7 protein-coding genes are annotated in these 12,285 nt (G+C 67.9%); 6 read left to right on the top strand and 1 reads right to left on the bottom strand.

The features are described from left to right. Positions 1-71 precede the first annotated feature (71 nt). Genes xylB through ACM0PY_RS11205 form a run of 4 tightly spaced genes read left to right on the top strand, consistent with a single transcriptional unit; the run spans position 72 to position 6,939 of the window. Positions 72-1,565, top strand: a complete 1,494-nt coding sequence (xylB, locus tag ACM0PY_RS11220; protein ID WP_180884351.1) for a xylulokinase — start codon at positions 72-74, stop codon at positions 1,563-1,565. A gap of 43 nt (positions 1,566-1,608) precedes the next feature. Beyond that, positions 1,609-2,943, top strand: a complete 1,335-nt coding sequence (xylA, locus tag ACM0PY_RS11215; RefSeq protein ID WP_061478285.1) for a xylose isomerase — start codon at positions 1,609-1,611, stop codon at positions 2,941-2,943. Between the two features lie 31 nt (positions 2,944-2,974). Continuing rightward, entirely contained in the window at positions 2,975-4,384 is a 1,410-nt protein-coding gene (locus ACM0PY_RS11210) for a sugar porter family MFS transporter (RefSeq protein WP_134971004.1), read from the top strand. Beyond that, positions 4,381-6,939 carry a glycoside hydrolase family 3 protein gene (locus tag ACM0PY_RS11205; protein WP_321573364.1) on the top strand — a complete coding sequence of 853 codons (2,559 nt, stop codon included), beginning with the start codon at positions 4,381-4,383 and terminating at the stop codon, positions 6,937-6,939. Before ACM0PY_RS11210 ends, ACM0PY_RS11205 begins: the two co-directional genes overlap by 4 nt. An 8-nt stretch (positions 6,940-6,947) precedes the next feature. Here the strand turns inward: ACM0PY_RS11205 and ACM0PY_RS11200 are convergent, their stop codons facing one another. Beyond that, positions 6,948-8,006, bottom strand: a complete 1,059-nt coding sequence (locus ACM0PY_RS11200) for a LacI family DNA-binding transcriptional regulator (RefSeq protein WP_180884355.1) — start codon at positions 8,004-8,006, stop codon at positions 6,948-6,950. A 92-nt stretch (positions 8,007-8,098) separates the two neighbouring features. Between ACM0PY_RS11200 and ACM0PY_RS11195 the strand changes: the two genes are divergently transcribed. Both ACM0PY_RS11195 and ACM0PY_RS11190 read left to right on the top strand, forming a co-directional pair. Further along, complete coding sequence (locus ACM0PY_RS11195; protein WP_258013268.1) at positions 8,099-10,273, top strand: alpha-glucuronidase family glycosyl hydrolase; 2,175 nt, start codon at positions 8,099-8,101, stop codon at positions 10,271-10,273. Next, positions 10,270-12,258, top strand: coding sequence for a sialate O-acetylesterase (locus ACM0PY_RS11190; protein ID WP_180884357.1), 1,989 nt, complete (start codon positions 10,270-10,272; stop codon positions 12,256-12,258). Before ACM0PY_RS11195 ends, ACM0PY_RS11190 begins: the two co-directional genes overlap by 4 nt. Positions 12,259-12,285: the final 27 nt, after the last annotated feature.

The following is a 12,285-nucleotide window of genomic DNA, read 5'->3' as shown; positions in this document are numbered from 1 at the left end:
CCGGACACCACGCCCCCTTTTTGAGTCCACGGAATGTTAGCGCTACCTTTTTGTGATCGGAGGCGGTTTCGATGGGTCTGGTTGCAGGGATCGATGCAGGGACGCAGAGCCTGAAGGTGCTGGTCTATGACCCGCGGAAGCAGGCGGTGGTGGCCTCGGCCGGCGCGCCGCTCGCGCTGGACAGCGGTGCCGACGGCAGCCGCGAACAGGCGCCTGCCGACTGGGTGTCGGCCCTGCGCGACTGCTTTGCCCGGATCGATCTCTCGCTGCGCGCACGCATCGTCGCGCTGGCGGTATCGGGGCAGCAGCATGGGTTCGTGCCGGTCGATGATGCTGGCGAGGTACTGGCGCCGGCCAAGCTGTGGTGCGACACCAGCACCTCGGCCGAATGCATCCAGATCATGGACGCCGTGGGTGGGTTCCAGCGGACCATCGCGCTGGCGGGCAATCCGATCCTGGCCGGCTACACGGCCTCCAAGCTGCCCTGGACCCGGACCCACCGTGCCGACGCCTATGCGCGGCTGGCGACCATCCTGCTGCCACACGACTACCTGAATTTCGTGTTGACCGGGCAGCGGTTCTGCGAGCTTGGCGATGCGTCCGGCACCGGCTGGCTGGACGTGCGCACACGCACATGGTCGCAGGAACTGCTGCGCGCAACCGATCCTGATCGTGATCTTGCTGCCTGCCTGCCGCCGATCGCTGCGCCCGATGCCCTGTTCGATATCGCGCCGAAGGCAGCCGCCGAGTTCGGGCTGCCGGCGGCCGTGAAGATTGCCGTGGGTGGCGGCGACAACATGATGGCGGCGATCGGCACCGGCTGCGTCACGGAAGGGCGGCTGGCGATGAGCCTGGGAACCTCCGGAACGCTGTTTGCGTATTCCGGCTCGCCAGTGATCGATCCGGACGGCGCGTGGGCGGCGTTCTGCTCGTCCACGGGGGGCTGGCTGCCGCTGATCTGCACCATGAACTGCACCGTGGCCACCGAACGCGTGGCCAGCGCCTTCGGTTTCAGCAGCCGCGACGGCGACGCGCATCTTCGCGCAACGCCGCCGGGGGCAGGGGGCCTGGTGATGCTGCCGTTCCTCAATGGCGAACGTACCCCTGACCTGCCGCTCGGCAAGGGGGTGCTGGCTGGCCTGGATACCGCCAATTTCACCCCGGCGCATTTCTACCGCGCCGCCATGGAGGGCGCGACCTACAGCCTGAAGTACGGCTACGACGCCTTCGTCCGCGCGGGCATGCAGTTCGATCGCATCGTGCTCACCGGCGGCGGCAGCAACAGCGCTGCCTGGCGTCAGCTGGTGGCCGATGTATTCGGCCTGCCGGTGGAGGTCCCGGTGCAGGCCGAGGGTGCGGCGTTTGGAGCGGCGCTGCAGGCGCTGTGGGCGCTCGCCCGATCGCAGGGCAACGCCACTTCGATCAGCGACATCACCGCACGGCACGTCACCGTCGATCCCGCGCTGTCCGCACGACCGGATACGGATCGCAGCGATGCCTATGCACGGGCCTACGCACGCTTCCTCAGTCATCTCGATGCCATCACGCCGCTGCAGCGGGGTTGATGGCTCCTCCACGACACCCCGTACAACGACAGGAGCACGCACCATGAGCACGCAGCCCTTCATCGGCGCCAAGGAATACTTCCCCGGCGTCGGCCGCATTCCGTTCGAGGGCAAGGGCTCGGACAATCCGCTTGCCTTCAAGGTCTACGATGCCAGCCGGGTCATCGGTGGCAAGACCATGCAGGAGCATCTGCGCTTCGCCGTGTGCTACTGGCACACCTTCTGCAATGCCGGGCACGATCCGTTCGGCCCGGGCACCCGGCAGTTCCCGTGGGAGGCATCGTCGCCGCTGGCCACGGCCGAAGCAAAGGTGGACGCGGCGTTCGAGTTCTTCACCAAGCTGGGCGTGCCGTACTGGTGCTTCCACGATATCGACCTGGCGCCGGATGCCGACGACATCGGCCAGTACCAGAAGAACCTCTCGCATATGGTGGGCCTGGCCAAGGCACGCCAGGAGGCCACTGGCGTCAAGCTGCTGTGGGGCACGGCCAACCTGTTCTCGCACCCGCGCTACATGAACGGCGCATCGACCAATCCCGACTTCGCGGTGGTCGCGCGTGCAGCCGTGCAGGTCAAGGCCGCTCTCGAGGCCACGGTCGAACTCGGTGGCGAGCACTATGTGTTCTGGGGCGGGCGCGAGGGCTATGCGTCGCTGGCCAATACCCAGATGAAGCGGGAGATCGAGCATTTCGCGCGCTTCCTGACCATGGCACGCGACTATGGCCGCAGCATCGGGCTGAAGGGCAACTTCCTGATCGAGCCCAAGCCGATGGAGCCGATGAAGCACCAGTACGACTTCGACAGTGCCACGGTGGTGGGCTTCCTGAAGGAACACGGGCTGGACAAGGACTTCAAGCTCAACATCGAGGCCAACCACGCCACGTTGTCTGGCCATACCTTCGAGCACGACCTGCAGGTCGCGTCCGATCATGGCCTGCTCGGCAGCATCGATGCCAACCGCGGCAACGCGCAGAACGGCTGGGACACCGACCAGTTCCCCAGCGATCTGTACGACACCGTGGGCGCGATGCTGGTCGTGCTGCGCCAGGGCGGGCTGGAGGGCGGGTTGAACTTCGATGCGAAGGTGCGCCGTGAGTCGACCGACCTGGAGGATCTGTTCATTGCCCATATCGGCGGCATGGATGCGTTCGCACGCGGGCTGGAGGTTGCCCATGCACTGCTGACCGAGTCGCCGTGGGAGCAATGGCGTGCGCAGCGCTACGCAAGCTTCGATTCCGGCGCCGGCCAGGATTTCGAGCGTGGCACGCTCAGCCTGCCGGACCTGGCGGCACTGGCCGCCCGCCTCGGCGAACCGCGCCAGGCCAGCGGCAAGCAGGAGCGTTACGAAAACCTGCTCAACCAGTACCTGCTGCGCTGAGCGCGGCCACGGTGCACTCAAGGGGATGGGGATGAACCAGGCAGCAGGCAGCGGTGAGAACACGCGGCTGATCGTACTGATCAGCGTGGTGGCGACGATTGGCGGTTTTCTGTTCGGCTTCGACAGCGGTGTGATCAACGGCACCCAGGATGGCCTGCACCAGGCGTTCCGGTCCGGCGAATGGATGCAGGGGTTCGAGATCGCGTCGATGCTGCTGGGCTGTGCGGTGGGCGCGTTCAGTGCTGGACGGCTGGCCGACCGGCTCGGCCGTCGCAACGTACTGATCCTTTCGGCAGTGATGTTCCTGCTGTCGGCGCTCGGTGCCGGGGCGGCGGTCTCGTCGGCCTGGTTCATTGCGGCGCGGGTGGTGGGTGGATTCGCGGTCGGCGCAGCCAGCGTGATCTCGCCGGCCTACATTGCCGAGGTCGCTCCGGCCCGTTACCGCGGTCGCCTGGCAACGGTGCAGCAGATCGCGATCATCACCGGCCTCACTGCCGCCTTCCTGTCCAACTATCTGCTGGCGGCCGCAGCGGGCGCGTCGACCGAACCGCTATGGGGCGGGCAGGCCGCCTGGCGCTGGATGTTCTGGATGCAGGCCGTGCCATCACTGGTGTTCCTGCTGCTGTTGCTGACCATTCCGGAGAGCCCGCGCTACCTGGTGGTGAAACGGCGCAAGGACGACGCCCTGCGGGTGCTGACGCGGCTGCTGGGCAGCGACAAGGCCAGGGCCACGCTCGAGGAGATCGATGCCTCGCTGTCCAACGACCATCATCGCCCGCGACTGTCGGATCTGAAGAGCACGCTGACCGGGCGGATCCGCCCGATCGTGTGGGTCGGCGTCGGGCTGGCCTGCTTCCAGCAGCTGGTCGGCATCAACGTGGTGTTCTATTACGGCGCGGTGCTGTGGCAGGCAGTCGGCTTTTCCGAGAACGACGCTCTGCTGATCAACGTGCTGTCCGGCGCACTGAGCATCGGTGCCTGCGTGGTCACCGTGCTGCTGATTGACCGGATCGGCCGCAAACCCCTGCTGTGGTTCGGCTCGGCCGGGATGTCGCTGTCGCTTGCACTGGTGGTGGTGGCGTTTGCCAGCGGTTCGCTGGCCGACGGGCATCTGCAGCTGCCCGGCCGCATGGGCACGCTGGCGCTGGTGGCGGCCAATGCCTATGTCGTGTTCTTCAATCTGTCCTGGGGGCCGGTGATGTGGGTGATGCTGGGCGAGATGTTCCCGAACCAGATCCGCGGTTCGGCACTGGCAGTCGCCGGCGCGGCGCAGTGGACCTCCAACTTCGTGGTCACGGTGACGTTCCCGATGCTGCTGGCCGCGGCAGGGCTGGCGGCCACCTACGGCATCTACCTGGTGGCTGCCGTGATCTCGGTGATCTTCGTCGTCCGGCATGTGCACGAGACCAAGGGCAAGGAACTGGAGCAGATGGAAGGATGAGCACCATGACATCGCAGGCCTTCGTCATCCGCAGCGGCGCGCTGGTCGCCGCACTGATGCTGGGATTGCTCGGCTGCCGCGGCCAGGACCGGGCTGCCGCCGCCGCAGCCACCGACAAGGATCCCTGGCCGGAGGTCATCTGGCCCCTGGCTGCGGACCCGGCGCTGGAGAAGCGCATCACCGACCTGATGGCCGGCATGACGGTGGAGGAAAAGGTCGGCCAGCTGGTGCAGGGTGACATCGCCAGCGTCACCCCAGATGATGTGCGCCGCTACCGGCTTGGCTCGATCCTGGCCGGTGGCAACTCCGATCCCGGTGGCCGCTATGACGCCTCGCCGGCCGAATGGCTGGCGCTGGCCGACGCCTTCTACGACGCCTCGATGGATACGTCGAAAGGCGGCAAGCCCATTCCGCTGCTGTTCGGCATCGATGCCGTGCACGGGCAGAGCAACATCATTGGCGCCACGTTGTTCCCGCACAACATCGGGCTGGGCGCCACGCGCAATCCGGAGCTGCTGCGGCAGATCGGTGGCATCACCGCGCTGGAGACCCGCGTTACCGGCATGGAGTGGACGTTCGCGCCGACCGTTGCCGTACCCCAGGATGATCGCTGGGGACGCACCTACGAAGGCTACTCCGAATCGCCGGACGTGGTGGCCAGCTATGCCGCCGCCATGGTGGAGGGGCTGCAGGGCAGGGTGGGAACCCCGGAGTTCCTCGATGGCCGCCATGTGATCGCCTCGGTGAAGCATTTCCTAGGCGACGGTGGCACCACTGACGGCAAGGACCAGGGCGACACCCGCATCAGCGAGTCAGATCTGGTGCGCATCCACGCCGCCGGATATCCGCCGGCAATCGCCGCCGGCGCGCAGACCGCGATGGCGTCGTTCAACAGCGTCAACGGTGAAAAGATGCATGGGCACCGGCACTACCTTACCGATGTACTCAAGGGCCGCATGAACTTCGGTGGCTTCGTGGTGGGTGACTGGAATGGTCATGGACAGGTCAAGGGTTGCACCACTACAGACTGCCCGGCCACGATCAACGCGGGCCTGGACATGGCGATGGCCTCGGACAGCTGGAAGGGTTTCTACGAGACGACGCTGGCTGCGGTGAAGGATGGGCGGATCACGCCGCAACGCCTGGACGATGCGGTGCGCCGGATCCTGCGGGTCAAGTTCCGCCTTGGGCTGTTCGAGGCCGGCAGGCCATCCACGCGGGCCGTCGGCGGGCAGTTCGCACTGATCGGCGCGCCGGCACATCGCGCGGTTGCCCGGCAGGCCGTGCGCGAATCGCTGGTCCTGCTGAAGAACCAGAACGGCCTCCTGCCGCTGTCGCCGAAGCAGCGGATCCTCGTGGCCGGCGACGGTGCCGACGATGTCGGCAAGCAGGCCGGCGGCTGGACGCTCAACTGGCAGGGCACCGGCACCACCCGCAAGGACTTCCCCAATGCAGACACGACCTACGAGGGCATCGCGCGCCAGGCCAGGGCGGCAGGGGGTGAAGCCGTGCTTGCCGCCGATGGTCGCTATGCAGTGAAGCCCGACGTGGCGGTGGTGGTGTTTGGCGAGGACCCCTATGCCGAGTTCCAGGGGGACCGGCCGACGCTGGCCTACAAGCCCGGCAACGAAACGGACCTGGCGCTGCTCAAGCGGCTCAAGGCCGATGGCATACCGGTTGTCGCGGTCTTACTGAGCGGGCGGCCGCTCTGGGTGAACCGGGAAATCAATGCCGCCGATGCCTTTGTGGCTGCGTGGCTGCCGGGTTCGGAAGGCGCCGGGATTGCCGATGTGCTGCTGCGCGGAAGCGATGGCCGCGTGCAGTACGATTTCAAGGGCAAGCTCAGTTTCAGCTGGCCGCGCACTGCCACCCAGTACGCCAACAACGTGGGCCAAAAGGACTACGATCCATTGTTTGCGTTCGGCTTCGGCCTGACCTACGCCGACAACGGCGACCTGGCCGCGCTGCCGGAGGCATCGGGCGTGACCGGCAACGAGGGCGCGACCGGCGTGTTCTTTGCGCGCGGTGACGCAGGCCCTGGCATGGCGCTGCGGCTCGAGGATGCTGCTGGCCAGGGCCTGACCGTGACCCGCGTGCCGGACGCATTGCCCGATGATCGGCTGAAGATCACCGGCGTGGATCATCTGGCGCAGGAGGATGGACGACGCCTGGCCTGGTCGGGCAATGGCGAAGCCGTCGCGGCACTGCAGTCGCACACGACGCTGGACCTGCAGCGCGAATCCAACGGCGACCTGATGCTGCTGACCACGCTGCGGGTGGACGCAGCCCCGAAGGGTGAGGCGTGGCTGTCGGTCGGTTGCGGCGTGGGCTGCTCGGCGCGCATCGCCATCGGGCCGGCGCTGGCGGCGCTTCCACAGGGCCAGTGGAAGCGTGTCGGCGTGCCGCTGAAGTGCCTGGCCAAGGCGGGCGCCAAGCTGGACGCGATCGACCGACCGTGGTCGGTGGCGACGGGCGATGCGATGACGATTTCCGTGTCACGCGTCGCGCTGGGCGCACCGAATGAAGCCGGGGTCACCCTCGGATGTGGAGCATGAGGCCTGCGCTACCGCGCACGGGGCGGCGCGGCGACCGAACCGCGTGCGATCAGCCGATGCGGCATCACATGATCGCGCAGCACCGTTGCGTCCCCCGCCGGACGGCGGATGGTGCGCAGCAGGATGTCGACGGCCGCGTTGGCCATCGAGGCGATGGGCTGGTGGATCGTGGTCAGTTCCGGCCACACGGTGGTGGCGGCCGAGGTGTCATCGAATCCCACGACCGACAGGTCGCGCGGCACTTCCAGCCCGCGCCGATGCGCCACCGAGATGGCGGCGGCGCCCATGTCGTCGTTGCTGGCGAAAATCGCGGTCGGTGGCCGGCGTTGGGACAACAGCTTTTCGGCCGCAGCCAGGCCGGATCGGTAGGTGTAGTCACCGTGCTGGACCAGGCCAGGCTCCACCGCCAGCCCGGCCTCGCGCAGGGCGGTGACGAAGCCGTCGTAACGGAGCGCACTTGCGCTCAGGTCATCGCGCCCACGGATGAAACCGATGCGGGTGTGTCCCTGCCGGAGCAGGTGATCGGTCATTTCCTTGCCGGCACTGAAATCGTCGATGCGGACGCAGGACAGGGCCTCGCTGAGGCGACCCGATGCGATGGCCACCACTGGAATGCCAGCCTTGACCAGTTCGCTTACGGCGGCCTGCGATTCGCACAGGGGCGGCGGCAGGATCACCCCGTCGACGCGTCCGGCGAGCGCACGCGCCGCCCTGCGTTCGGATTCGGCATCCAGCTTGTCCCAGTAGTCGATGACCAGCTGGATGGCGGAACTGGAGGCGACGCGCAGCAGGCCCACCAGCAGTTCGCGCAGGTAGGCGCCGCTGGGGTTGGTGTAGATCAGCGCAATGCGCGTGTGCTGTGCGGCGGCCAGCGAACTGGCGGCAAGATTGGGCGTATAGCCCAGCTCGCGCACGGCGCGCAGCACGCGCTCGCGGGTGACGTCGCGCACCTTGCCCTGGTTGATCACCCGCGACACGGTCATCGGCGAAACGCCGGCAAGGGCCGCAACCTCGTCGATCGTCACGCCTGCGGTTCTGCGGCGAACCGATTTCTTCGGCTTGTCCAATGCACGATCCCTTTGTTCTTGGTGGCGCTGCCGCGCGGGTGCGAAGGACGATGATGCGCCGCCCCGGGCCCGGACGTAGTCTACAAAAGCGCATGTTAACGCCGTTGTTGCGTACTGTCGGCACGCGCCTTTGCGCCGTGCTCGCACTGCTGGCCTGTGCTGGCGGGGCACGGGCGGAGGATGGCTATGCGCTGTGGATGCGCTACCAGCCGGTTGCCGCAACGGTTGCTGCCGATTATCGGCGGCAACTGGCCGAAGTGGTGGCCCCGGATCGCACGCCGATGCAGCGCGCCACCCGAGACGAGCTTGCGCGCAGCCTCCCTGGATTGCTCGGAGCGGCGCCGCCAATGCGAACGGCAATCAGTACTGGCCATGCCCTGGTGCTGGGTACGCCGCAGTCTTCGGCGCTGGTTGCCGCGTTCGGCAACGAGATCGCCACGTTGGGCGACGAGGGCTTCCTGATCCGGCAGGTCCGGACCGGGGGGCGCGATGTGCTGCTGGTGGCGGCACGCCGGGATGTCGGCGTGCTGTATGGCATGTTCCACCTGCTGCGCCTGTTGCAGCGTGGCATGCCGCTGCAGGGCCTGGACGTGCGGGAGTCGCCGCGGGTCGCACTGCGCGTGCTCGACCATTGGGACAACCTGGACCGCTACGTCGAGCGTGGCTATGCGGGCAGCTCGCTATGGGACTGGCAGACGTTGCCGCAATGGCGTGACCCGCGCTACACCGACTACGCCCGTGCCAACGCCTCGCTCGGCATCAACGGCACCGTCCTCAACAACGTCAATGCCAGTGCGATGAGCCTGTCGCCGGCCTATCTGGCCAAGGCCGCAGCGCTGGCCGACCTGTTCCGCCCCTATGGCATCCGCGTCTACCTGAGCGCGCGCTTCAGTGCACCCATCGAGCTCGGCGGCCTGGCAACGGCCGATCCCCTGGATCCGGCTGTGCGGCGCTGGTGGCGCGACAAGGTCGATGAGATCCATGCGCGCATTCCGGATTTCGGCGGCTTCCTGGTCAAGGCGAACTCGGAGGGCCAACCCGGCCCGCAGGATTACGGTCGTTCCCATGCCGACGGCGCCAACCTGCTGGCCGACGCGCTGGCGCCCTACAACGGCGTGGTGATGTGGCGGGCCTTCGTGTATTCGCACGAGGTTCCCGAAGATCGCGCCAAGCAGGCGTACAGCGAGTTTGTCGGGCTGGACGGTGCCTTCCGCCCCAACGTGATCGTGCAGGTGAAGAACGGCCCCATCGACTTCCAGCCGCGCGAGCCGTTCCATCCGCTGTTCGGCGCGATGCCACGCACGCCGCTGATGATGGAACTGCAGATCACCAAGGAATACCTGGGTTTTGCGACGCACCTGGTCTACCTGGGAACGCTCTACGAGGAAGTGCTGCAGGCCGACACCCATGCCCGCGGCGAGGGCTCCACGGTTGCCCGCGTGATCGATGGCTCGCTGGAGGGCCACGCACTGACCGGTATTGCCGGCGTCGCCAACATCGGCGTGGACCGCACCTGGAGTGGCTCGCACTTCGACCAGGCCAACTGGTACGCCTTCGGCCGGCTGGCCTGGAACCCGCAGCAATCCGCGCGCGCGATTGCCGAAGACTGGGCAGCGTTGACGTTCTCGCCCGACCCGCAGGTGACCGGCCCGATCGTGCGGATGATGATGGACTCGCGCGAGGCGGCAGTGGATTACATGACGCCGCTGGGCCTGCATCACCTCATGGCACGCGGCCATCACTACGGCCCCGGACCCTGGGTGGACGGCGGCCCGCGTGCGGACTGGACGTCGGTGTACTACCACCGCGCAGATAGCCAGGGCATCGGCTTTGACCGCAGCGCCAGCGGAAGCAACGCCGTGGGCCAGTACGCCCCGCAGGTCGCCGAGATCTACGGCGATTCCGCGCGGGTGCCCGAGTCGCTGCTGCTGTGGTTCCATCATGTGCCGTGGGACCGCCGCATGCGCTCGGGCAGGACGCTCTGGGAGGAACTGGTCGGGCGCTATTCGCGGGGTGTGCGCCAGGTGCAGTCGATGCAGGCGACCTGGGCCGGCCTGCGCGACCGGATCGATCCGCAGCGGCATCGGCACGTCGCGGCGTTCCTGCAGATCCAGCACGACGAAGCGCAATGGTGGCGTGACGCCAGCGTGGCGTACTTCCAGTCGCTCAGTGGCCGGCCGCTGCCCGCCGGCGAGCGGCCGCCGCCGCATCCGTTGTCGTACTACCAGGCGTTGCAGTTTCCGTTCGCACCGGGAGATGGCCGATGAGCAGGTTCGGAGCGGTTGGTCATGCGCTGATGCTGGTGGCCATGGCCGGGTTTGCGATGCCGGCTGCGGCGCGGGAAGTGGCGGGATTGCTGCATCCGCTGTTCAGCGATCACGCCGTCCTGCAGCGTGACCGGCCCATTGCGGTCTGGGGGCACGCAGGCCCCGGGGAGGCGGTTTCCGTGACGTTTGCCGGGCAGGCGGTAAGCACCCGGGCGGATGCCGCAGGCGGCTGGCAGGCGACGCTGCCCCCGGTGGCCGCGGGCGGTCCGTACGCGCTGGAGGTAAACGCCGGGACACGTCGGGAGATGGCGCGCGACGTGCTGGTCGGCGACGTGTGGCTGTGCTCGGGCCAGTCGAACATGGAGCTGCCGATGTGGCGCTCGCTCAACGCAGCCAGCGAGATCACCGCCGCCACGATGCCACGGATCCGGCTGTTCACCGTGCCGCAGCACGCCGCCGTGCAGGCACAGGAGAGCTTCAACGGCAGCACTGCCTGGACATCGGCAACGCCTGATACGGTGCGCGCTTTCTCCGCCACCTGCTTCTACTTCGCGCGCGAACTGCAGCGCACCGTCGACGTGCCGATGGGGCTGATCGAGGCGGCGTGGGGCGGCTCGCGGATCGAGGCCTGGACCAGCGTGGGTGCACTGCGAGAGCAGGGTGGCCTGGACGAGCCCCTCGATATCCTTGCGCGGTCCGCGCGTGATCCGCTGGAGGCACGCGCAGCCTGGGGCCGCTACTGGCAGCACTGGTGGGCCATGCGTGACGGCGCGCTGCCCGGCGACGCACCTTGGCGCGCGGACACCGATGACGGCGGCTGGTCACGCGCACCGGCCGCGCTGGGGGCCTGGGAGCGGTGGAACGTGCCCGTGCTTGCCGATTACAACGGCATGGTCTGGTATCGCACGCAAGTGGTGCTGAGCGCTGAACAGGCTGCACGCGGCGCGACCCTGGAGCTGGCATCGGCTGACGAGGCGGACGTGACCTGGGTGAACGGCGTGTCCGTGGGCAGCCAGTACGGCTCCGGCCAGAGGCGCTACCGGTTGCCCGGCGGCCTGCTGAAGGCAGGGTCCAACAGCATTGCGGTCAACGTGCTGGACACCTACGGTGAAGGCGGCCTGGCCGGCCCTGCCACGGCATACGGCCTGCAGTTCGACAACGGTGAGCGGGTGGCACTGCAGGGTCCGTGGAAGTACCGGGTGGCGCCGGGCCAACAGGCGCCGCCATTTGCCCCCTGGCAGGCCGCCACCGGGCTGTCGACGCTGTACAACGGAATGATCGCACCGCTCGGCGCTTTCGGGCTGCGCGGCATGCTGTGGTACCAGGGTGAATCGAACACCGGTGATGGCGCGGCGTACGCGGCGCGGTTGCGTGCGCTGCGCGACGATTGGCGGCGTCAGTTCGGTGAGCGCACGCCACTGCTGCTCGCGCAGCTGGCCAGCTATGGCCAGCCACCGGTTGCGCCCGCCGACAGCGGTTGGGCGCAGGTGCGCGAGGCGCAGCGGCGCGCCGCAGCCGAGGATGCGCAGACCGGGCTCGCCATCGCCATCGACATCGGCGATGCCTACGACATCCACCCGCCGAACAAGCAGGAGCTCGGGCGCCGCCTGGCGCGCGTGGCCCGCCACGTGGTGTACGGCGAGCAGGATCTGGCACCGTCAGGTCCGCGGGCGGTCACCGCCGTGCGGACGCCCACGGCCGTCGCCATTGCGTTCGAGGATGTCGAAGGCGCGCTCACCGCAACCGGTGCGCTGCGTCCGATCGGCTTTGAACTGTGCGAGGCCAAGGGCCATGCGCGCCACTGCGAGTACGCCGACGCCGAACTGGATGCGCGCCGGATCCTGCTGCGAGGCCCTCTGTCGACGCGCGCAACGCATGTCCGCTACTGCTGGGCCGATGGCCCGGTGTGCACGCTGCGCGATCGCAGCGGGGCGCCGGCCGGCCCGTTCGAACTTCCCATTGCCGAAGCCGAGGCCCGACGATGATGACGTTGTCCACGAAGTCCCCTGTGG

Source organism: Stenotrophomonas sp. BR163, from assembly GCF_047520985.2.
Lineage (GTDB): Bacteria > Pseudomonadota > Gammaproteobacteria > Xanthomonadales > Xanthomonadaceae > Stenotrophomonas > Stenotrophomonas sepilia.
This window is presented reverse-complemented; position numbering and strand designations above follow the sequence as displayed.